Below are 23856 nucleotides of genomic sequence, written 5' to 3' on the forward strand. Positions count from 1 at the left end.
TTATTTTAACGTGTTTTCAACAAGTTGAATAAAGAAGTTTGTAGGTGTTTTACCATTTTTACAATTGGTTATAGAAGGAAAGTGTTCTTTTAAAAAATGCTGATGCAAACTACCTTCTAAAATACTACTTGCCAAACTTAAAGCAAACTCGTATTCTGGCTTAACAGCTAAAATCATTTCTTCTAACCTTGTTATTAATCGTTTATAAATTTCAAAATAACCGTCATTATTTTCTTTGTCGACTTCTTTTGTTAAGAAAGATTTAGAATTTTCATTTACAATTATTTTGCATAGAATGGCTTCATTAATATGTGAGAAATTGCTGTCTATTGCTACCGTTTTTGTAAGAATAGAAATTGCTTTTTCTAATTTCGATTTTGCATCTAAAATACTAAACGTTTCAATAACCAATTGGTATTCTAACCAAGCCCAATACCATGAAGATAAATATAAAAGGAGTTTGTGTTTACTTTCAAAATACCTATAAATAGAGCTTTCATTAGAACCAATTTTAGTTCCTAGTTTTTTAAAAGTGAAATGATCAAAACCTATCTCATCTATTAATAAAATACTATTCTCAACAATTCTTTTTCCTAAATCTGACGTTTCTGGGTCTTTTATAAAAACCTGATGTGGTACAGCAATTTTTAAAACAGATAATAAATTCTTCATATTAAGTTTTTATGGTTGCAAATGTAATAGTATTACTATTATAAAAGAATATTTTACTTGTAATTTATTATTATTTTGATAGATACATCACTATCAATACAAATTATTGTTTATAAATTTGTATATTTGCACGCTAAGACAGAATACACTTCGATTATTCCACAAGTTAATTTGATTTTGAATTTATTTGTTTAGTATTTTATCTTTTCAGAAATAACAATTTAAAACCAGTAGTATTTTAATGGCAAAATCGCAGCAAACATTTAGTAAAAGTGAAAAAGAAAAGAAACGTTTAAAGAAACGTCAAGACAAGCAAAAGAAAATGGACGCAAGAAAAGCGGACAAAGACGAAAATGGATCAACAGGAATCCAATTTGCTTATGTAGATCATAATGGAAATTTAACAGATACTCCACCAGATCCAGAATTAAAAGTAGAATACGAATTAGAAGATATTCAGATTTCTGTAACTAAAAAAGAAGATCTACCAGAAGAAGATCCTGTTAGAAAAGGTAAAGTTTCCTTTTTTGACTCTTCTAAAGGTTTTGGTTTCATTATAGATATGGAGAATAACGAAAAATATTTTACGCACGTTAGTGGTTTAATAGATGATATTGCAGAAAACGATAAAGTTTCTTTCGAACTAGAAAGAGGAATGCGTGGTATGAATGCAGTAAAAGTTACTAAGATTTAATTCTTTATTAAAAAATATTTAAAGCCTTTTCAGTAAAATGAAAAGGCTTTTTTTATGTTTAAATTTCAATCGTTTTCGTAATTACAAGTTAAATAATAATAAAGAATCTTAATTTTTAATTTTATTTGTAATTATCAATAAAATTATAATATTTAATGAAATTTTTCCTTAGAAACCTTTCACTCCTGTTCATTCTTTCCCTTCAAAGTATGTCTGCCCAATTAACAGGTAAAGTTGTAGACAAACAAGACAACTATCCGCTAGAATACGCAAGTGTTGCAATTTATAAAACCATAAATAACAAATTAGTTATAGGTGCTGTAACAGATAAGGATGGTAATTTTTCAATTGCAGATATAAAACCAGGAAACTATTATTTAGCAGCTTCTTTTTTAGGATATCAAGTAAATAAAATCCCTTCAATTATTATTAATAAAAAAGGAGAAAAGAAAGATTTCGGAATTTTGAAATTAGTTTTGGGTACCGGTAATCGATTGAATGAAATTGTTATAAAGTCAGAAAAACAAACGGTTTCTCATAAAATTGATAGACAAGTTTTTGATACAAAAAAATACCAAAGCACCGTTGGTGGAAATGCAGTAGACGTAGTTAAGAATTTACCTTCTATAACTGTAGATGGTTTAGGAGATATTAGTGTAAGAGGTAGTAAAGGTTTTACAGTTTTAATCAACGGAAAACCAACACAAGGAGATGCTAATGTCATTTTAGCACAATTACCTGCTAATGCTTTAGAAAGTGTTGAGTTAATTACAGCGCCTTCTGCAAAATACGATCCTGAAGGAAAAGGAGGTATCTTAAATATTATCACTAAAAAAGGGGCTATTAACGGAACTTTTGCGCAAGTAAATGTTCGTGGCGGATTTCCATCTATAGAAGAATATGACACTAAAGTTGCTGCACAAAGATACGGAATTGATGCAACTGTAAACAAAAGAACAGATAATTGGAATATTTCTGTAGGTGCTAGTTACCAAAGAAATGACAAAGCAGGTAGAAGAGAAGGTGAGATGTTTATTGTAAATACACCAGAAAATAAAACAACTTTTTTACCTTCGGATGGTGAACGTAGTTTTGATGAAGTTACTTATAACGGACGTTTTAACGTAGATTATACGCCAAATAAATCTGATAGTTATTCGGTAGGGCTTTATGCAGGAAAACGTACCAAAGAACGTTTAGCAGATATTGTATATGGTGATAACCATGCTGTTTCGCCAATTGGAAGTGATAACCGCCAATATACATTTGCATATTACAACCACAATTTAAGAATTAGAAAAGGAGACTTTGCTTTGGGTAGTTTTGATTATGCTCATAAATTTGATAATGAGTCAAAAATTTCTACATCAATTTTATATGAATATACTTTTTTAGGAGGACCTACAGAGAACTTCAACTTAGGACATCCTGATAATAGCATTGAGTATCAAAAAGAATATAATACGAATGACAATCCTTTATACGGAACACGTTTTAATTTAGATTATCAATGGAAACCTTTTTCTTTTGGGACCTTAGAAACAGGTTATCAATACAGAGACTTAGACCATACAGGTGAGTTTGTATATGAAAGAGATAACGGGTTAGGTAAAGAAATCGTTAAAGAGTTTTCTAGTGATGTAAGCTTAAAAAGAACCATTCATTCTGGTTATGTGCAAGTAACAGGTTCTAAAAGTAAATGGGATTATGCGGCCGGAGTCCGTTTAGAGTCTATGAATCGAGTATATAAAGAGGCATTACAGAGTGAAACTGTTGAAAAAGTATATGATTACAATTTTGTAAAGTTATTTCCGTCAGCATCTTTACAGTATAAGATTAATGATAAAACGAATATAAAAACGGCTTATAGTAAAAGAGTGGAAAGAACTACCTCTTTTAAAATGAACAGTTTTGCAGAACGTGAACATTCTGAAGTTTTTGAACAAGGAGATAATACATTATCTCCAGAATTTATCGATTTAGTGGAATTAGGAATTACTAAAAAACTAAAAAGAGGAAATTCTGTGTATGCAACTGCTTATTTTAGACATGTAGATAATGTTATTAACCGTGTAAATACCTTGGCTTATGAGCAAAGTGGCGCAATAATAGACAGTGTTATTAATAGAGTGTACTCTAATGTTGGTAAAAGTAACGCTATTGGTTTAGAGGTTGGAGCTACTATTAAGCCAACTGAAAACTGGACCAATTCTTTAGGAGTAAATGTGTATAATTATGCAATTGATGGAGTTTTAAATTTTAAACACAGAGACGGAAATGAAAGAAGTTATGATATTAATTCGAAATCAACTATTTATTCTTTTAACGTAAATTCTACGTATAATTTCTGGGAAAATGCCTCTTTACAATTTACCTTTAATTACTTGTCTGATAGAAATACAGCAATGGGTGAAGATTCTCGTTTTTACTCACCAAACTTAACATTTAGAAAAAAGTTTATGGATGATCGATTAACAGCTACTTTACAATGGCAAAATATAGATATGGGGTTATTAAGTACCAACGAACAAAGTATTACAACATCTAGTCCAAATTTATTTTATACAAGTACAAACTATAAATATGAAGTAGATATGGTTTCTTTAAATTTATCTTACACTTTTAATGCAGCTAAAAATAAATCGAAATTTATTGATAGTGAATTTGGAAAGGAAGAGTTTTAGAAAACAATTTTTATAGCATAAAAAAAAACCTTTAAGTTTTGAAACTTGAAGGTTTTTTTATCTTGGTTCTTGTATCTAAAAGCAAAGCAATCTAAAAATCTTACAAATTATAAAACTCCATACTTTCAATAATCAATTCTTCCGGAACATTACAATCAATTTTATAATCTTCATAATCATTTAAAAGCACAAAATTTACTTGTCCGTTTATATTTTTCTTATCGTGTTTAAGTAAATCCATAATTGCAGAAAAGTCTTCTTTTAAAAGATTTGTTCTGTTATAGATTGATAAAATTACGTCTTTTACTTCGGTAACCTTTTCAGTAGGAAATCCTAATAGTTTAGAAGACATAAAACTTTCACAAACCATTCCTATGGCAATTGCTTCGCCGTGGGTTAGGTTTTCTTTGTCTTCAGATTCTAAGTAAAAAGACTCAATTGCGTGCCCTAGTGTATGTCCGAAATTTAAAATTTTACGTAAGTTTTGTTCTTTAGGATCTTGTAAAACAACTTCATTTTTTATTTCTATAGAACGAAATATTAAATCATTGATATCTAGCCCTTTGTTGTTTTTTATTTCATTAAAAAGTGTAACATCATAGGTAATACCATATTTTATAATTTCTGCGGTTCCAGATTTAATTTCTCTCTCTGAAACAGTTGTTAAATAATTGGTGTCTACAAGCACCATTTCAGGATTTGCAAACAATCCAATCTGATTCTTTAAAACACCTAAATCAACCCCCGTTTTTCCACCAACAGAAGCATCTACCATAGATAATAAAGTAGTAGGAATGTTTACAAAATCAATTCCACGTTTAAAACAAGAAGCTACAAACCCACCTAAATCTGTAATAACGCCGCCACCTAAGGTAATTATTAAACTTTTACGATCGCCACCTAATTCTGTAATTGCATTCCAAACGCCAATACAAGTTTCTAGATTTTTATTTATTTCTCCAGATTCAATCTCTATAACTTCAATTCTTTTATCAGTTTCTAAATTAGGAATGAATTTAGGATAACAATGCTCAAACGTATTCTCATCTACCAAAATAAAGAGAGTAGAATACTTGTTTTTAGAAATTAAATTAGATAATTCTTGGTATCCTTTTTCTTGAAAATGAACAGGATAGCTTACTGCTTTTATAGACTTCATCATTAAAATATTGAACGTGCAAATTAAATAGAAATTATGGAATTATTTATAATCTTGACTTATATTTGTTATAATAAAAATCGATTGAATGAAGCTTTTTAATAACACGGAAGTTGCTTTTTCATTAAAAACTGATTTGCAGTTAGAGAGAGCATATTATTTATTTAAAATGATACAAAGTCAACCAATGGTAAAAATTGGAAGCGCTATAACTAATTTTGCTTTAAAGGTACATTTACCAATAGAAGGTATCATTAGAGTAACTGTTTTTGATCATTTTTGTGGTGGTGTAACAGAAGATGATTGTATGTCTGTTATCGATAATATGTATACGAATGGTAATGTACATAGTGTTTTAGATTATTCTGTAGAAGGGCAAGATAAAGAAGTAAGTTTCGATGGAGCTTTAGATAAAATTCTAAAAATTATTAATTTCTGTGAAGAAAAGAAATCGATTCCGTTTGCCGTTTTTAAACCAACAGGGTTTGGTCGTTTTATTTTGTATCAGAAAATATCTGAAGGAAAAGAACTGTCTAAAGAGGAAACAGAAGAATGGGCTAGGGTAGTAGCGCGTTATCATAAAGTGTGCAAAGTAGCGGTGGCAAAAGACGTTCCTTTATTAATAGATGCAGAAGAAAGTTGGATGCAGAAAGCGGCAGATGAATTAATTGAAGAATTAATGGAAACGTATAATAAAGACAAGGCAATTGTTTTTAATACGTTACAAATGTACAGACATGATAGACTCGATTATTTAAAAGAATTGCATTCAAAAGCAAAAGAAAAAGACTTTTACATTGGTTTAAAAGTGGTGCGTGGTGCTTATATGGAAAAAGAAAGAGAACGCGCAGAAGAAAACGGATACGCATCTCCAATTTGTGAAAACAAAGAAGCCACAGACATTAATTACGATGCAGCAATTAAGTATATGATACACCATTCTAAAATGGCTTTGTTTGTAGGAACGCACAATGAAGAAAGCTCTTACTTAGTAATGGATTTAGCAAAAGAATACGGTATTAAAGAAGATGATAAAAGGCTTTGGTTTGGGCAATTATTTGGTATGAGCGATCATATAAGTTACAATTTAGCAAACCAAAACTATAACGTTGCAAAATACCTTCCTTTTGGCCCTGTAAGAGATGTGATGCCATACCTAATAAGAAGAGCAGAAGAAAATACGTCTGTAGCAGGACAAACAAGTAGAGAGTTAAATTTGATTAAAACAGAACGAAAACGTAGAAAAGGATAATGCAAACGATTGATGAAATAAAAATGCTGTTGCGCAGGAATAAATTGAGATTGCATCAAGAATTGTTACAAAGTAAAGAAGCAATGCATTTAATTAGAAAATCTACACGCACTCAATTATCTGAAGAAGAAAAGTTGAAAATTAAAATTCAACTGTTAGATATTTGCAAAGCGATACCTGCGTTTACTGTTTTTATGTTGCCTGGTGGCGCATTATTATTACCATTGTTAATCAAATTAATTCCAGATATTTTACCATCTGCATTTAGAGATGACTTGCCAAATGATAAAAAATAACTAATTAAAATACTTTTACAATTAAATAACTTAAAACTTCTTTTATCTTTAAATAATACAATACATTTGTAAAGTAAACTTTAGGAGTAGCTATTCAATTAGTTTGAGAAAAATCCTTAGAACCTGATTTGGTTAATACCAACGTAGGAAAAAGTTGCTTAGATTTAGTTATACAAAAACTAGCTCTCTACGGTTTACAGTAAATATTTTATAAATATGATTACTATAAAAGTAAACCAAGAGAAGCATCAATTTTCAGAAACTTTAGCGGTAGAACAATTAATTCTTTTTTTAGAAATAAAAACGAACGGAATTGCTGTTGCTATAAATGGCAGTGTAGTTAAGAAAAGCGATTGGTCTTTACGGTTACTTCAAAATAGTGATGAAGTTTTAATTATTAAATCTACGCAAGGAGGTTAGTAATTAGACATTTAAAAAGCAAACTATTTAATTGATCTAACTATAATTATGAAGAACAAAGACACCGCACCAAAGCAAGACGTAATTACAAGACATCCGTTTCCTAATTCTACAAAAGTGTATGTATCAGGTAAAATTCATCCACAGATTAAAGTAGCAATGCGAGAAATTGCGTTAAGTGATACGACAGATTCACTGACAAAAAAGAAAACGTCCAACGAGCCTGTAACCGTGTATGATACTTCTGGGCCGTATACAGATCCAAACAAAGAAATTAATGTTCATGCAGGAATCGAAAGAATTCGTGAACAGTGGATTTTAGACAGAAGAAACGTAGAACAATTAGATTCTTTTTCTTCGGAATATTGCAACGAACGTTTAAACGATAAAAGTTTAGATCATATGCGTTTTGCTTTATTAAAGAAACCTTTAAGAGCAAAAAAAGGACAAAACGTTACGCAATTGCATTATGCAAAGCAAGGTATGATTACTCCAGAGATGGAATATATCGCCATTCGAGAAAACCAACGAATCGATGAAATGACAGAGATTAGAAAGCAGCACAAAGGCGAGCACTTTGGCGCTTCTATTCCAGATAAAATTACAGCCGAATTTGTACGTTCAGAAGTTGCAAGAGGTCGTGCGGTAATTCCGTCTAACATCAATCATCCAGAAGCAGAACCAATGATTTTAGGGAGAAACTTCTTAGTTAAAATAAACGCAAACATTGGTAATTCTGCCGTAACTTCATCTATAGAAGAAGAAGTAGAAAAAGCGGTTTGGGCGTGTCGTTGGGGAGCAGATAATATAATGGATTTATCTACCGGAGAAAATATTCACGAAACTCGCGAGTGGATTGTTCGTAATTCTCCAGTACCAATTGGTACTGTTCCAATTTACCAAGCCTTAGAAAAAGTAAACGGAGTTGCAGAAGATTTAACGTGGGAGATTTTTCGTGATACGTTAATTGAGCAAGCAGAACAAGGGGTTGATTATTTTACCATTCACGCAGGTGTTTTGTTACGCTACGTACCAATGACCGCAAAACGAGTTACAGGTATTGTTTCTCGTGGAGGATCTATCATGGCAAAATGGTGTTTGGCGCATCATAAAGAAAGCTTTTTATACACACATTTCGAGGACATTTGCGAAATCTTAAAGCAATACGATGTTGCTTTTTCTTTAGGAGATGGTTTACGTCCGGGTTCTGTTGCAGATGCAAATGACGAAGCACAGTTTGCCGAATTAGAAACTTTGGGCGAGTTAACTCAGGTTGCGCGTAAGCACGAAGTACAGTGTTTTATAGAAGGTCCAGGTCACGTGCCAATGCACATGATTAAAGAAAATATGGAAAAACAAATTGAGGTTTGTGACGAAGCTCCTTTCTATACTTTAGGTCCTTTAACTACAGACATTGCACCTGGTTACGATCATATTACTTCTGGTATTGGAGCGGCTATGATTGGTTGGTTTGGTTGCGCCATGTTGTGTTACGTAACCCCAAAAGAACACTTAGGTTTGCCTAATAAAGAAGACGTTCGTGTGGGGGTTGTTACTTATAAATTGGCGGCGCACGCAGCAGATTTGGCAAAAGGGTATCCAGGTTCTCAGCATAGAGATAACGCCTTAAGTATGGCACGTTTTGAGTTCCGTTGGTACGATCAATTCAATTTAGGACTCGATCCTGAGCGTGCTTTAGAATATCACGATGAAACCTTACCTGCCGATGGTGCAAAAGTTGCGCATTTCTGTTCTATGTGCGGACCGAAATTCTGTTCTATGAAAATTTCTCAAGAAGTGAGAGACTTTGCAGCCGAAAACGACATTGTAGATAATGAAGTGATTGCAAAAGGAATGCAAGAAAAATCTAAGGAGTTTAAAGAAAAAGGATCCAAAGTGTATTTATAAAATAATTAGGAAGTTCCCACGCTTAGAAAAAAAGCGTTGGCGGGCTTTCCGTTATATCTTTTGCCAAAAAAGCAAAAGGATGCCACTGCAATCCCTAACTCAAAAACCAAGCAACCGTAATTACGAGAAGGTGAAAATTATCGTCATTACGAAAAGTAACGACGAAGTAATCTGTTCATTTAAAATCTAAAAACGAAAAAAAAATCAAAATACATGATAATTCTTATCGCACCAGAAAATGATATCCCAAACGAAATAGAAATACTAAACCAATTATTTGAAGAAGGTTTAATGTTTTATCATTTCAGAAAACCAGCTAAAAATTACGAAGAGCACGTTGCGTATTTAAATAAGATAGATAAAAATTACCATAAAAGAATTGTAGTGCATTATCATCATGAATTGATAAATGAGTTCAATTTAAAAGGAATCCATTTTCAAGAACAAAAAAGAATAGATCATATAGATAACCCGAGTGCGTATTTTAAAAATCTAAACATGTATGGTAAAACAATTAGTTCTTCTTTTCATGAACCAGAAGTTTTAAAAGATTGTTATTTCGAATTTGATTATCATTTATTGAGTCCTGTTTTTTCTTCCATTTCAAAAGAAGGGTATGAAGGCAGAGGTTTTGATGTAAATCATATTAATAAAACCATTGTTGGAATGGGCGGAATTAATACAGAAACCATCCAAGAAACGTTGCAATTAGGTTTTAAAGGAATTGGAGTTTTAGGTGGCGTTTGGAATGCTGAAAATCCGGTTGAGAGTTTTAAAAGTATAAAACATGCTTATCAAGTATGTGCAACAAATTAATTTTATTGGCTTGTCAGTTCGAGCGCAGTCGAGAACTACATAAGCTAAAAGTTATTTAGAATGAGGGATAGGAAAACGTATTAAATATAGATTGCCACGTCTTTCATCCTCGCAATGACAGTTATTAAAAATGTATAGAGAACACTTTTAGAGTTACGAAACTGTTTTGCGTTAAGGATTGAGCGGTTTGTTTGAGCTCTTTTTGTGATTTTTTCTTTCACAAAAAAGCGAGTAGTGAAAGCCTGCCCTAAAAGGGAACGCCATTATTAAAAGAAATAAAATAGAGAATAAAGAAAATTGAAAAGTAAAAACTACATATTAACCATTGCAGGTTTAGATCCATCAAGTGGTGCAGGAATTACGTCGGATATTAAGACGTTTGAAGCGCATAATGTATACGGATTATTGGTATGTACAGCAGTTACGGTTCAAAATGATATTGAATTTAAAAACTGTGTTTGGATAAAGAAAGAAATCATCTTAGAACAGATAGCGTTACTTTTCGAGCGTTTTTCAATTCCTGTCGTAAAAATAGGAATCATTCAATCTTGGGAAATCTTGCTAGAAGTGATTCTAACCTTAAAAAAGTGGAATCCAAAGATAAAAATAGTCTTAGATCCTATTTTAAAAGCAAGTGCCGGATTTACGTTTCATGACAGGCAAGACTTAGTAGTTTTCGAAAAAGTGTTGCAACATTGCTATTTTATAACGCCAAATTATGATGAGATAAAAGCATTGTTTCCAGATAAAACAATAGAAGAAACCATTGAGTTTATCGCAGAAATAACAAATATCTACCTAAAAGGAGGACATAGAACCGATAAAAAAGGTTGGGATGAGGTGTATTACAGTAAAATAGTAAAACTAAATATTCTGCCAATAACCACGAAAGCCATTTTTGAAAAACATGGAAGTGGTTGTGTTTTATCCGCAGCATTAGCGGCAAATTTATCAAAAGAGACTCCTTTAGAAGACGCTTGTAAAAACACAAAATTGTACACAGAACAGTTTTTAAGTTCTAACGAATCTTTATTAGGAACGCATAATTATCAAAATGAATGATTAGTAAATTACAATATATATCACAAGGCGAAACGCCCGAAATTCATTTAGAAAACATACAAAAAGCGTGTGTTGCTGGTGCAAATTGGGTGCAATTGCGTTTAAAAAATAGGGATGCTGAAATCATTTTAGAAACTGCCCAAAAAGCAAGGGAAATAACAATTAGTTTTAAGGTAAAACTAATTATAAACGATCATTATAAAATTGCAAAAATAGTAAAAGCAGACGGAGTTCATTTAGGTAAAAATGATGAATGTCCGTTGGTAGCTCGTGCCTATTTAGGCGCCTCTTTTATTGTCGGAGGAACTGCAAATACCCTTGAAGATTGTAACAGTTTACTAGACAAGAAAGTAGATTATATAGGTTTAGGCCCTTATCAGTTTACAAAAACAAAAAAAAAATTAAGTCCGGTTTTAGGTTTAGCAGGTTACAGAGAATTAGTAACAACATTACAAACGGAAACACCAATAATAGCAATTGGTGGCATTGCTTTAGAAGATGTTTCAGAAATTATAAACACAGGTGTTTACGGAATAGCAGTTTCTGGTGCGGTTACAAATAATGCAGCTAGTATTACTGAATTTAAAGAAATTTTAAAGTGTAAGAGTATAACAGTATAAAAAGAAATGTACCCTCGAGCATTACAGATATTGAAATGTATTTTAATTGAAAGTAGAAAGCGTAGTTTTTTGGGAGGTCAATATTTAGATAAAGTTAGTAAAGGTCTCGATTGCGCTAGACCAGACAAGATATCAAAAAAATAAGAAAATGAACAACACATTAAAAATAGCAGATAAAGAATTCACCTCTCGTTTATTCACAGGAACAGGGAAGTTTAGTTCTTCAAAATTAATGAAAGAAGCATTATTGGCTTCCGAAAGTGAGTTGATAACAGTTGCTTTAAAAAGAGTGGATGTTGCTAATGAAGAAGATGATCTTTTAACACATTTAAATCATTCTCACATAACTCTTTTACCAAACACATCTGGAGTTAGAACTGCTAAAGAAGCTATTTTTGCAGCCGAATTATCAAGAGAAGCTTTAGAGACAAATTGGGTGAAATTAGAGATTCATCCAGATCCTCGGTACTTATTACCAGATCCAATAGAAACATTAAAAGCGGCAGAAGAATTGGTGAAATTAGGTTTTGTGGTGATGCCATATATTCACGCAGACCCTGTTTTGTGTAAGCGTTTAGAAGATGTTGGTGTGCAATGTGTAATGCCATTAGGTGCGCCAATAGGAAGTAATAAAGGCTTAAAAACGGTAGATTTTCTAGAAATTATTATAGCACAATCTAATGTGCCGGTAATTATAGATGCTGGTATTGGCGCGCCATCTCACGCAGCGTATGCAATGGAATTAGGCGCAGATGCCGTTTTGGTAAATACCGCGATTGCAGTTTCTCAAAATCCTGTTGCAATGGCAAAAGCATTTAAAATGGCTGTTGAAGCAGGAAGAATGGCGTATGAAGCAAAATTAGCTCCAAGAAGTGAAATGGCAATAGCAAGTAGTCCATTAACAAGTTTCTTAAATTAAAAGTATGAGTCATTTCAAAGAACTTTTCGATACGTATGACTGGGATGATACGCTAAAAAGTATTTTCGATAAAACAGCTGTTGAGGTAAAAAACGCTTTGGCTAAAGAGAAACTCAATTTAGAGGATTTTAAAGCATTGATGTCTCCTGCAGCAAAACCATTTTTAGAACAAATGGCACATAAAAGTCAAATGTTGACTAAAAAGCGGTTTGGAAATACAATACAAATGTATGCCCCCATGTATTTGAGTAATGAATGTCAGAATATTTGTACCTATTGTGGTTTTAGTATGACGAATAAAATACCAAGACGTACGTTAACCGATGCAGAAATTTTAAAGGAAGTCGCTTTTTTAAAAGAGAAAGGGTACGATCATATTTTGTTGGTCACTGGAGAAGCAAATAATTCGGTAGGAGTAGCGTATTTTAAGAACGCTATTCAATTAATTCGTTCTCAGTTTTCAAACATTACCATTGAAGTACAGCCTTTAGATCAAGATGAATATGAGTTGCTAATTGAAAACGGATTGTATGCGGTACTGGTGTATCAAGAAACCTATCACAGAGCAGCGTACAAAAAACACCATCCGAAGGGAAAAAAATCTAATTTCGATTATCGTTTAGATACACCAGATCGATTAGGGAAGGCAGGAATTCATAAAATTGGTTTGGGTTCTTTATTCGGATTAGAAGACTGGAGAGCTGATAGTTTTTTTACTGCATTGCATTTAAAATATTTACAGAAAACGTATTGGAAGACAAAATACTCCATTTCTTTTCCAAGATTAAGACCGCATTCTGGTGGTCTAGAACCAAAAGTGGAAATGACAGATTCTGATTTGGTGCAATTAATTTGTGCTTTTCGTTTGTTAGATGAAGATCTTGAACTATCTATGTCTACACGAGAAAGTGAAGTTTTTAGAAATCATATTGTAAATCTAGGAACTACATCAATCAGTGCTGAGTCTAAAACAAATCCTGGTGGTTATACGGTAGCACCACAATCTTTAGAACAATTTGAAATTTCTGATGAACGAAGTACAGATGAGGTTGTACAAATGCTAAAAAATAAAGGATTAGAAGTCGTTTGGAAAGATTGGGAACATTTTAGGTAACCAATTACGAATTATAAATTTTAACTTACAATGCTAACATCAGAAGAAAAAAAGCAATATGACCGTCATTTAATTCTAGATAAAATAGGAGAAGAAGGACAGTTGAAACTAAAAAAAGCGAAAGTTTTAGTTATTGGAGCAGGCGGATTAGGTTGCCCTGTTTTACAATATTTAACTGCTGCAGGTGTTGGAACAATTGGAATTATTGACGATGATTTGGTAGCTCAAAGTAATTTACAGCGTCAGGTTTTATATACGATGGACGATATTGGGTTTTCTAAAGCTAAAACAGCGGCAAAGCGATTATCAAGACTAAATCCGTTTGTGAAATTTAATGTGTATCAACAAAAATTAACGAGAGAAAATGCGATTTCATTGTTCAATACCTATGATATTATGGTAGATGGAAGTGATAATTTTTCTACACGTTATTTAGCAAATGATGCTTCCGTAATAACGAACAAACCTTTAGTTTACGGCGCTATTTTTAAATTTGAAGGTCAGGTTAGTGTTTTTAATTACAATGGAAGTGCAACGTACAGATGTTTATACCCAACGCCACCAAATCCAGAAGAATCCCCTAATTGTTCAGAAATTGGTGTTTTAGGTGTGTTACCCGGAATTATAGGAAGTTTACAAGCTAATGAAACAATTAAGATTATTTGTGGAATAGGAACGGTGCTAGCCAATAAATTATTAATGTACGATTCTTTGCAAATGAGACAGATGGTATTAAAATTTGAAAGAGATCTTAAATCAGAAATTAATGCTTTAGAAACTGATTATGATTTTTTCTGTGGAATTGTCTCCAATGAAGAAATATCTCTAGAAGAATTCCATATAAATAAAGAAAAATATAATTTATTGGATGTTCGTGAAAATTGGGAAAGAGATGCATATCATATTGGTGGGCAACATATTCCTTTAGGTGAATTATTGATACGTATAAATGAGGTGTATAAAAATAAAGACTTAGTAGTGTATTGTAAGTCTGGTATCCGAAGTAAAAAGGCGATTGATATTTTACTTAAAAACAATTATAATTCTAAAATTTATAACTTAAAAGGAGGTTGTTTTTAGTTAAATACCCATTAAAACAATTTTTTTTTGTGATTTTAAGTGTAAGAAAATCAATGTTTTTTGTGTATTCTACAATTTTAAATCTAAAAACACTACTTTTGCACGAAAATTAAGAATACGCAAATGCAGCCAATTAGAAATATTGCTATTATAGCCCATGTCGATCACGGTAAGACAACGTTAGTAGATAAAATTATAGATCAAGCTAAAGTATTAGATGATCGTAAAGAACGTACCGATTTATTGTTAGATAATAACGATTTAGAACGTGAAAGAGGAATTACAATTCTTTCTAAAAACGTTTCTATACAATACAAAAACACAAAAATTAACGTAATTGATACACCTGGTCACGCCGATTTTGGAGGAGAAGTAGAGCGTGTATTAAAAATGGCTGATGGTGTTTTATTATTAGTTGATGCATTTGAAGGCCCAATGCCACAAACTCGTTTTGTATTAGGAAAGGCTTTAGATTTAGGTTTAACACCTATTGTTGTTGTAAATAAAGTAGATAAAGAAAACTGTACGCCTGATATCGTTCATGAAAAAGTTTTCGATTTAATGTTTGCTTTAGAAGCTACAGAAGAACAATTAGACTTTACAACTATCTATGGTTCTGCAAAGAACAATTGGATGAGTACAGATTGGAAAAACCAAACGGATAATATCATTCCATTACTAGATGCTGTTTTAGAATCTATTCCAGCAACAAAGTATAATGAAGGGACAGCACAAATGCAAATTACTTCTTTAGACTTTTCTGCTTTTACAGGTAGAATTGCTATTGGACGTGTTTTTAGAGGAGATTTAGAAGTAGGACAAGATTACATGTTATGTAAAGCAGATGGTTCTACTAAAAAAGTAAAAATTAAAGAATTGCACGTATTCGAAGGAATGGGTAAAGTTCAAGTAGATAAAGTACCTTGTGGAGATATTTGTGCTATTACAGGTATTGACGGATTTGAAATTGGTGATACCATTGCAGATCTAGAAAACCCAGAAGCATTACCAAGAACAGAGATTGACCAGCCTACAATGAGTATGTTGTTTACAATTAACAACTCTCCTTTCTTTGGTAAAGAAGGTAAATATGTAACATCTCGTCACATTCGTGATCGTTTGTTCAAAGAATTAGAGAAAAATCTTGCGTTAAAAGTTGAAACTACAGATAGTGAAGATAAATTTAACGTTTTCGGACGTGGAGTTTTACACTTGTCTGTTTTAATTGAAACAATGCGTAGAGAAGGATATGAATTACAAGTGGGAAGACCACAAGTAATTTTAAAAGAAATTGATGGTAAGAAACATGAGCCAATGGAAACATTGTCTATTGATGTACCTGAAGAGATGGCTTCTAAAGCGATTAATTTAGTATCTCTTAGAAAAGGAGATATGTTAATTATGGAACCTAAAGGAGATTTACAGCACTTAGAATTTTCAATTCCTTCTAGAGGTTTAATTGGTTTAAGAAATAGAATTTTAACTGCAACAGCGGGTACAGCTATCATAAACCATAGATTTAGTGAATATGGTCTTTATAAAGGAGATTTTACTGAAGAAGTAAAAGGAGCAATCGTTTCTTCTGCTGCTGGTAAAGCAACTGCGTATGCATTAAACCGCTTACAAGATAGAGGTCGTTTCTTTATTGATGTAAACGAAGAAATTTATGTTGGGCAAGTAATTGGAGAGAACAGTAAATCAGATGAGATGGCTGTTAACTTAATTAAAGGAAAGCAATTAACAAACATGCGTAAATCTGGTACAGATGAAGCAATGAAAATTGCACCAAAAGTAGATTTCTCTTTAGAGGAAAATATGGAATATATTAAAGCAGATGAGTATTTAGAAGTAACTCCATTAAGCTTAAGAATGCGTAAAATTGTTTTTAAAGGATAATTTTTTATTATTCTGAATGCCTTTCTTTGTAAAAAGTTAGAAAAAAGGAATACTATTTATACAATAACAAAAAGCTCAGGTTTAAAACTTGAGCTTTTTTTATGGAGTTCAAATACTTTTATCAGGTTTTATTAAGATTTTTTATAACTATTTGATATTCTAAGCAACGTGAAATTTAGACTGATAAAGTAGTCTTAAAAAGTAGTTATAAATCTTCGGTTTTTTGTAATTTTCTATTTTTAAAAAATACAATGCTATATATAATTTCCATTGCTATACTTCTCTTTATTTTGTATGCTAGCTTTAAAGCTAAGAAAAAAGTGTCAACAACACCTTTAAAAGACGTTATAATTCCAAAACATTGGCATCAGCTATTATTAAAGAATGTTCTTTTTTATAAAAAGTTAACGATTGATGAGCAGAAAGTATTTTGTTCTAAGATGGTGCATTTTTTAAATGAGACAACTATTAGAGCAATTCATTTTAAACTAGAAGAATTAGATACTTTGTTAATTGCCGCAAGTGCAGTAATTCCGGTTTTTAGATTTCCGAAATGGAATTATTCTAATTTGACCACGGTATTAATTTATCCAGATTATTTTGATGAAGACTTACAATTTGACCCTAAAACAAAGTATAGAACTATTGGAGGTTTGGTTGGTACAGGAAGATTTGAGGATCAAATGATTCTTTCTAAAAAAGCTTTATACCATGGTTTTAATAATAAAACAGATAAAAATAATACAGCAATTCATGAATTTATTCATCTTCTAGATAAAGCAGATGGTATTATAGATGGCGTTCCTGCTGTTTTATTAGAAAAGCAATACATCATTCCGTATTTACAATTAGTGCACAAGAAAATGGAGGCAATTAATAATGATACGTCTGATATTCGAAATTATGGAGGAACTTCTGAAACTGAATTTTTAGCAGTAGCAGGAGAATATTTTTTTGAAAGACCGAAGTTGTTTCAAAGGAAACACCCAGAATTGTATAAAATGTTAACGGCTTGTTTTATTAAGTAGTTACAACTGTTTTTAAAATTCTGCTCTATCATAAAAAAGTAAGAATTCAAACAGAATAAAATCCATTTAAAAAGGTTTTAACAATTTGTTATTTATATTTTTGCAGCATGAGTGAATTTAAAGTTTTATTTGAAACATTACAACGTAGCCTAACAAATGATGAATTTGTAAAACTAACATTAAGTAAACCTATGCGAAAAAGTGAAGGTTTGTTAAATGTATATGTTCGTTTATTTGAGATTGATGGTAAGTCTATTTTTGAATTGAAATATCGTCATGCTGAAGAGAACGACTTCAAACAATTTTCTTTGGAAGAAGTAATGTCTGAAATAGAAAAATTATTAATGGAAACCTTTAGAACTGCAACTTTATTTACTTTAAGTGAAGATTTAATCGTAATGGTATCTAAAAAGAAACTAGTTTCTTACAGAGATAATGCACCTAGTTTTAGAAATAAATTACCAGAAATACCCATACAATCATAGGAGTGTAAAGAGTTATTTACTTATATATCGTATGAAAAAAGCTCAAGATTTAATTTTTGAGCTTTTTTATTTTAAACATTAAAGGTGTTTATTATTGAATAAATTGTTTTTTTATATTTTTCACATCCTTCTTTGATACTGTTTTTGCCGACTTATTTATTTTTTTAATAAATTCATTTACTTCTTCGTTACTTGCAGGTCCTCCTAAATTCTGTCCTTTAGCATCAAAAGAATTTGTAATTACTTTTAAATCGGAATCTAAAATTACCCAAAAAGGCAAACCAGCTTTGTCTCCTTCGTATTTTTTTAACAAGTTTTTAGAGCCCGGATTTTCTAATTTCTCATTTTCTTTAGTTTCATTTACTACAATAGGTACTATCACATAATTCTCTTCAAAGAACTTTTTTGTGCCTTCAGCTTTCATGTCTTTGGTCATTTTATGACACCAACCACACCAAGAAGCTTCAAACTTTATAAAAACTGCTTTACCTTCTTCTTTTGCTTTTATTTGTGCGCTTTCTAATAAACTAGTTGTAGTTTCTTGCGCAGAAATAGCAGTTATAAAAGAAAATAGACCTGCAATTAATAGTACTAAAATTTTAATTTTCATGAATTAATTTTTTAAGTTATTCTCAAATGTAGAAAAATAATTGAATGTCTTATCATAATAAATGATGATTTTTTAAAGTTAGAATTGAAAAACACGAGTAATCTTAAACTAGATAAGGTTTGAATATAAAATTTTTATTTTTGTAAAATAGAGACTTATAATTAAGTATCTATAATCTTTTTAAGATTAACGAGTATTTTTTATACTTTTATAACTACCATTAGTATAAACAGATCTAGTTTCAGGTTCTATATATAACGAATCTGAAATACTTTTATTATTTAAAAATGAACTATATCTGATATTAGCTAAATCAGCCAAAGTATAGAATAGATTGTCATTTGTTGTCAATAGGTTTTTGTTTTTTATTAAATTCGAGTATTTATAATTATTTTTAATAAATTTATTTGAACCCCATATAAATAGAGGTATATGAGTTTCTTTCTCTGTGGGGTTAGCTGAACCATAACCAAATAAATTATCACTTTCAAACAAATTAGAGCCATGATCTGAAGTAAATAATATTATAGACGATAAGTTTTCAGATTTTGTTAATTTTATTATTTTACTTAATACAAAGTCTTGTAAAAGTATCATATTATCATAATCATTTATGAAAATAGATTTATTCTTAAAGTTTAGGGGATAATTTTTTAAAAAACTATTAGGTCTAAATTTATTAAATAGTTTTGGGATTGAGCCATGACCTCCAACCATATTTATAACGATAAATCTTTTATTTTGTCCTTTGGTTTTAATGATAGAATCAAAGACAGGAAGAATTTTCAAATCAGAACCTTTTTTTTTATAAAGTTCAATTACATCGTCAGGTTCATTCTTATTTTCAATATAATCAAATATATTTTGATTAGAAATCCAAACAGTTTTATAATCAGTCTCTTTAAATAGTGATACAATAGTTTTCTGAGAATATGCGTATTCTGGATTCTCGGGTGTCGCTTGTGTAATTAAAAAAGGGATTGAACCAGCTGTTGAATTTCCATTTGAGTGATGTCTGTTAAAAGAGATAAGGTTTTCTATTGATTCTAAGTTAGGACTTGTTTTTTTATTATAGCCATTAATAGACCAATTACTATACCTAATTCTTTCCCCTATTACTAAAATGACAACATCTGGCCTCTTTAATGAATCTGTTTTATTTAGTATGTTAAATTTAAAATTTTCTTTTTTAAGCTTGTATTTATTGAATTTACTCCTTGATATGATAAATTCATAGGTTCTGTAAAAGACGTTAAAGGGATGTTGTTTTATATAATATTGTTTAAAAGTGTATTTTATCAAATTCTTACCAGAATGAAATTGGGGTGAATTATAAATAAAGAAGAATGATATTGAAATAGAGAAAAGTAAACTAATTGTTGAAAATTTGATTATAGGATTATTTTTATTATAAAAATATAGCTTAGTCTTCTTAAGAATAAATATAAATGAAATAAAGATGAATATGGGAATAAGAAAATATAAATAAAATTTGTCATAAAATTCATTTATTTCACTTTTAGATGTATGAAATAATGCCTTAATATTATCTAAAGTTATATAATTATTAAGAATGCAAATATTTATTACTTCTACAACTGAAGAGATTAAGTATAGGCTGCCTATAATCAAATATGATAGGAAATATGATTTGGTTAATTTTAGAATTAATAAAAATAAAAATAAAAATAAACTTATTTTAGAAATTATAATTAAAGAAAAAGTTAGAATATCTTCCTTAAAACTAATTATAATATCAGGAATTATTAATGTAGAAATTGAAAGTACTAATAATATGGTTTTATTAATCGATTTTATTTTTGACTTCATGTTTTCTGCTTTATGTGAATTAAGTTATAGAGCTATTAATAAAATATTTTATTTAAAATTAGTTTTAAAAGTCAACTATTAATATAAGTTATTTTAGTAGTTAGCGAATATCAGTTTTTTGAGGTGTAAATCAAAAAAAAATAGAATTTTAAAATAACTTTTTTGTTCTCAAAGAAATCAATCCAAAAACAGGTCCAATTGCCAATAACATATAGATAAAAGTAGAGTCTGTAGCATGATATAAATTACTAATTAATTGTATGCTAATAATAGTAATTGAAAAACCAATACAGTTTACAATGGTAAGCGCTGTTCCTTTGTCTTTTTCGGGCGCATTTTGTGCTACCAAAGTAGAAAACAACGGCGAATCTGCAATGACTACCATTCCCCATAAAAGTAAAAAGAGTATAAAAATAGTTTCATTAGCCATTATAAAAAAGAATGGAGAAACCAAACAACAAATACCAGAAAGTAATAACGTTGAAAAAGCTATTTTTTGAGTTCCGAATTTTTCTGCTAAATAACTGGCTAAAACACAAGCAATACTTCCAATACCAATAATAAAAAAAGATACTAACGGAATATTAAACTGAACATCTGAATGTAATTCTGAATAGGTTTTTAGTAAAATTGGCACAAATGCCCAAAAAGTGTACAATTCCCACATATGTCCGAAATAACCAAAAGCAGCTTTTCTAAAGGAAGTATTTTTAAAAACGTTTAAACAAATTGCCAAATCTAAAGAAGTTCCTTTTTTTCTAAATGGACCGTTTGGAACTAAAATAAAAAGTAAAAGTCCGCCAAAAGAAGCTAAAACAGAAATAGCTAAAAGGACATTTTTCCATGAAAAAGCATGCATGCTATCTTTTAGTAAATGTGGTAAAGCAGTTCCTAAAACCAAAGCACCAACCAAGAATCCTAAAGATTTACCTAATCCTTTTTGATAATAATCGGTGGCAATTTTCATTCCTACAGGATAAATTCCTGCTAAGAAAAAACCTGTTAAAAAGCGCAGTATTAATAGACTCTTGAAGGTATTGTTCTCTAAAATTAAATAACTATTAAAGATTGCACCTAAAATAGCGCAAACAAAAAAGACTTTAGAAGGAGAAAAGCGATCGGCAATTGTAAATAAAGCAAACAAAAGTGTCCCAATAATAAAGCCAAACTGAACAGCAGACGTTAAATTTTCTAATGCATTCGTTTCTAAATTGAAATTTGCAACCAAATCATTTAAGACCGCGTTCCCTGCAAACCATAAAGATGTGCAGCAAAATTGAGAAATAACGATAATGGGAAGGACTATTTTGTGATGTTTCATTTATACTGCGAATTTATTGAAAAGAATGTAATATTCAATTTAAAAACATTTTAGAAATCAGTTTGTTTCTATATCTTTGAATTGATGAAAAAAGTCAAAATTATTGAATGCCCAAGAGATGCAATGCAAGGAATAAAGTCTCATTTTATTTCGACAGAAAAAAAAGCATTGTATATAAATTCCCTTTTAAAAGTAGGTTTTGATACTATTGATTTTGGAAGTTTTGTTTCTCCGAAAGCAATTCCGCAAATGCGAGATACTGCAGCAGTTTTGGCAAAGTTAGACTTGTCTAGAACAGATAGTAAATTATTGGCAATTATTGCAAATGTTAGAGGTGCAAATGACGCCTCACAATTTGAAGAAATAGATTATTTAGGATATCCTTTTTCTATTTCAGAAAATTTTCAAATGCGAAATACACACAAAACTATTGAAGAATCTATAGAAGCTTTAGATAAAATTCTAACAATTGCAGACAAATCTAAAAAAGAAGTTGTTGCTTATTTATCGATGGGCTTTGGAAATCCGTATGGAGATCCTTGGAATGTGGAAATAGTAGGCGAGTGGACCGAAAAATTGTCTACAATGGGCGTAAAAATTTTATCACTATCAGATACCGTTGGTAGTTCTACACCAGAAGTTATAGAATATCTTTTTTCTAATTTAATTCCTGAATACTCTAAAATTGAATTCGGCGCACATTTACATACAACGCCAGACAAATGGCATGAAAAAGTAAATGCTGCTTTTAAAGCGGGCTGTAATCGTTTTGATGGTGCTATAAAAGGCTATGGAGGATGCCCGATGGCAAAAGACGAATTAACAGGGAACATGCCTACCGAAAAATTATTGTCTTATTTTACTGCAGAAAAAGCAGATACAAATATAAAGCCAATGAGTTTTGAAAGTGCTTACAACAAAGCTTTAGAGGTTTTTAAATAACTTATTAGTACCCGCTAACTTATAACTTTAAAACAGTTTCGCATACAATAGTCTAAATTATTTATATGACTTAAACTATTGTAATTAGATAATCTTAAAGCCTCCTAAAATTAATTTTAGAGGCATCATAATTTTGGTGCTATTCAAAGAATTAGGTATTCTCTTTTAACCAAATTATTTAATTTTTTTTTGAATAAAACTATTAATTATATGTTAAAATATATTTTTAATTAAATTAATACCAATATTTTGTTTAACTTTACTTCATAATAATTAAACAAAATATATTATGAAGAAATTTAATTTAATCGTATTGTTAATTACAACCTCATTATTTTTATACAATTGTAGTGATAATGATGACGAGTTAATACTACCATTACCTTCTGGAAAAACGACAATTTATGATCTATCAACAAAAGCTGTTGCTGGAATTTCTGGTTCAACTATCTTTGTAGAGAACACAGATGCTTCTGTAACCATTACTTTAGATATTTCTGGAGCCCCGGCAGGAGGATTGCATCCTGCTCATATACATTATAATACTGCTGCAGAAGGCGGTAATATTGCTTTAACGCTAGCACCTATAGACGGAAACACTGGTGAAAGTAGTATTACTTTAAATGCATTAGATGATGGTACCTCTATTACATATGCTGAACTTATAAATTTTGATGGTTATGTAAATGTGCATTTAAGTTCAGACGATTTAGGAACGATTGTAGCGCAAGGAGATATCGGTCAGAATGATTTAACAGGAACTACAAAAACCTATGACTTAGGAGAAAAAGCAGTTGCTGGAATTTCAGGAAACGTAACTTTTTCTGAAAGAATAAATGGAGAAGCTTTGGCAGAAATAATGTTAAGCGGAACACCATCGGGAGGAGAACATCCAGCACACATTCATGCAAACACAGCTGCAGAAGGAGGAGGAATCTTGTTTTCTTTTACACCAATTAATGGAGACACAGGAATGAGCGCTACCAATTTGGCAGCTTTTAACGATGGTACTGCTTTTATGTACGCTGATATTAATGGGATTGATGGT

Annotated in this window: 21 protein-coding genes, 1 pseudogene and 1 riboswitch; of the genes and pseudogenes, 17 read left to right on the forward strand and 5 right to left on the reverse strand. The window is 30.8% G+C overall.

Translation table 11 applies throughout. The annotated features are described in order from the left end of the window. Window positions 1-672, reverse strand: coding sequence for a TetR/AcrR family transcriptional regulator (locus ES045_RS08345; RefSeq protein ID WP_147115307.1), 672 nt, complete (start codon window positions 670-672; stop codon window positions 1-3). Window positions 673-913: 241 nt separating this feature from the next. Between ES045_RS08345 and ES045_RS08350 the strand changes: the two genes are divergently transcribed. Together ES045_RS08350 and ES045_RS08355 are read left to right on the forward strand one after the other, a co-directional pair. After that, window positions 914-1366 carry a cold-shock protein gene (locus tag ES045_RS08350; protein ID WP_100945105.1) on the forward strand — a complete coding sequence of 151 codons (453 nt, stop codon included), beginning with the start codon at window positions 914-916 and terminating at the stop codon, window positions 1364-1366. Window positions 1367-1575: 209 nt separating this feature from the next. Continuing rightward, window positions 1576-4050 (forward strand): outer membrane beta-barrel protein, encoded by a 2475-nt coding sequence (locus ES045_RS08355; RefSeq protein WP_223267212.1) that lies wholly within the window; start codon window positions 1576-1578, stop codon window positions 4048-4050. A 100-nt stretch (window positions 4051-4150) separates the two neighbouring features. Here ES045_RS08355 and aroB read toward each other — a convergent pair whose 3' ends face one another. Beyond that, entirely contained in the window at window positions 4151-5209 is a 1059-nt protein-coding gene (gene aroB / locus ES045_RS08360; RefSeq protein WP_147115314.1) for a 3-dehydroquinate synthase, read from the reverse strand. Window positions 5210-5297: 88 nt separating this feature from the next. On the opposite strand from aroB, the gene ES045_RS08365 reads away from it, so the two are divergent. The 13 genes from ES045_RS08365 (at window position 5298) to ES045_RS08425 (ending at window position 18105) form a co-directional block, all read left to right on the forward strand. Beyond that, complete coding sequence (locus ES045_RS08365) at window positions 5298-6461, forward strand: proline dehydrogenase family protein (protein ID WP_147115318.1); 1164 nt, start codon at window positions 5298-5300, stop codon at window positions 6459-6461. Then, window positions 6461-6757, forward strand: a complete 297-nt coding sequence (locus ES045_RS08370) for an LETM1 domain-containing protein (protein ID WP_147115321.1) — start codon at window positions 6461-6463, stop codon at window positions 6755-6757. The genes ES045_RS08365 and ES045_RS08370 overlap by 1 nt, the downstream gene beginning before the upstream one ends. A 72-nt stretch (window positions 6758-6829) precedes the next feature. Continuing rightward, window positions 6830-6924, forward strand: a riboswitch (TPP riboswitch). Between the two features lie 49 nt (window positions 6925-6973). Beyond that, complete coding sequence (gene thiS / locus ES045_RS08375) at window positions 6974-7177, forward strand: sulfur carrier protein ThiS (RefSeq protein WP_147115324.1); 204 nt, start codon at window positions 6974-6976, stop codon at window positions 7175-7177. A gap of 48 nt (window positions 7178-7225) precedes the next feature. Then, a complete protein-coding gene (thiC, locus tag ES045_RS08380; RefSeq protein WP_147115329.1) occupies window positions 7226-9085 on the forward strand; it encodes a phosphomethylpyrimidine synthase ThiC in 1860 nt (619 codons plus the stop codon). A gap of 213 nt (window positions 9086-9298) precedes the next feature. Continuing rightward, window positions 9299-9901 (forward strand): thiamine phosphate synthase, encoded by a 603-nt coding sequence (locus tag ES045_RS08385; protein WP_147115333.1) that lies wholly within the window; start codon window positions 9299-9301, stop codon window positions 9899-9901. Window positions 9902-10198: 297 nt separating this feature from the next. Beyond that, window positions 10199-10963, forward strand: a complete 765-nt coding sequence (locus tag ES045_RS08390; protein ID WP_147115336.1) for a hydroxymethylpyrimidine/phosphomethylpyrimidine kinase — start codon at window positions 10199-10201, stop codon at window positions 10961-10963. Next, complete coding sequence (gene thiE / locus ES045_RS08395) at window positions 10960-11583, forward strand: thiamine phosphate synthase (protein WP_147115339.1); 624 nt, start codon at window positions 10960-10962, stop codon at window positions 11581-11583. The genes ES045_RS08390 and thiE overlap by 4 nt, the downstream gene beginning before the upstream one ends. A 148-nt stretch (window positions 11584-11731) precedes the next feature. Next, window positions 11732-12502: a thiazole synthase gene (locus tag ES045_RS08400; protein WP_147115342.1), complete on the forward strand. Its 771-nt coding sequence runs from the start codon at window positions 11732-11734 to the stop codon at window positions 12500-12502. Between the two features lie 4 nt (window positions 12503-12506). Beyond that, window positions 12507-13616 (forward strand): 2-iminoacetate synthase ThiH, encoded by a 1110-nt coding sequence (gene thiH, locus ES045_RS08405; RefSeq protein ID WP_147115345.1) that lies wholly within the window; start codon window positions 12507-12509, stop codon window positions 13614-13616. 30 nt (window positions 13617-13646) lie between these two features. Next, complete coding sequence (gene moeB, locus ES045_RS08410) at window positions 13647-14696, forward strand: HesA/MoeB/ThiF family protein (protein WP_147115348.1); 1050 nt, start codon at window positions 13647-13649, stop codon at window positions 14694-14696. 123 nt (window positions 14697-14819) lie between these two features. After that, the gene (typA, locus tag ES045_RS08415; RefSeq protein ID WP_147115351.1) at window positions 14820-16592 is read left to right on the forward strand and encodes a translational GTPase TypA; all 1773 of its coding nucleotides are present in this window, start codon (window positions 14820-14822) and stop codon (window positions 16590-16592) included. Window positions 16593-16843: 251 nt separating this feature from the next. Next, the gene (locus ES045_RS08420) at window positions 16844-17620 is read left to right on the forward strand and encodes a zinc-dependent peptidase (RefSeq protein WP_147115354.1); all 777 of its coding nucleotides are present in this window, start codon (window positions 16844-16846) and stop codon (window positions 17618-17620) included. A gap of 107 nt (window positions 17621-17727) precedes the next feature. Beyond that, a complete protein-coding gene (locus tag ES045_RS08425) occupies window positions 17728-18105 on the forward strand; it encodes a hypothetical protein (protein WP_147115356.1) in 378 nt (125 codons plus the stop codon). Between the two features lie 91 nt (window positions 18106-18196). Here the strand turns inward: ES045_RS08425 and ES045_RS08430 are convergent, their stop codons facing one another. The 3 genes from ES045_RS08430 to ES045_RS08440 all read right to left on the reverse strand — a co-directional run bounded on the left by ES045_RS08430 (window position 18197) and on the right by ES045_RS08440 (window position 21866). Continuing rightward, window positions 18197-18715 carry a thioredoxin family protein gene (locus ES045_RS08430; RefSeq protein WP_147115358.1) on the reverse strand — a complete coding sequence of 173 codons (519 nt, stop codon included), beginning with the start codon at window positions 18713-18715 and terminating at the stop codon, window positions 18197-18199. A 186-nt stretch (window positions 18716-18901) separates the two neighbouring features. Then, the gene (locus tag ES045_RS08435) at window positions 18902-20545 is read right to left on the reverse strand and encodes a phosphoethanolamine transferase (protein ID WP_147115363.1); all 1644 of its coding nucleotides are present in this window, start codon (window positions 20543-20545) and stop codon (window positions 18902-18904) included. A gap of 148 nt (window positions 20546-20693) precedes the next feature. Further along, complete coding sequence (locus ES045_RS08440; protein ID WP_147115366.1) at window positions 20694-21866, reverse strand: MFS transporter; 1173 nt, start codon at window positions 21864-21866, stop codon at window positions 20694-20696. A gap of 84 nt (window positions 21867-21950) precedes the next feature. On the opposite strand from ES045_RS08440, the gene ES045_RS08445 reads away from it, so the two are divergent. Together ES045_RS08445 and ES045_RS08450 are read left to right on the forward strand one after the other, a co-directional pair. Beyond that, window positions 21951-22808: a hydroxymethylglutaryl-CoA lyase gene (locus tag ES045_RS08445; RefSeq protein WP_147115370.1), complete on the forward strand. Its 858-nt coding sequence runs from the start codon at window positions 21951-21953 to the stop codon at window positions 22806-22808. A gap of 289 nt (window positions 22809-23097) precedes the next feature. Beyond that, a pseudogene (locus ES045_RS08450) lies at window positions 23098-23856 on the forward strand (superoxide dismutase family protein); the annotation flags it as partial.

Origin of the sequence: Polaribacter sp. IC073 (assembly GCF_007997075.1) — a bacterium.
In the GTDB taxonomy this organism is placed as follows: domain Bacteria; phylum Bacteroidota; class Bacteroidia; order Flavobacteriales; family Flavobacteriaceae; genus Polaribacter.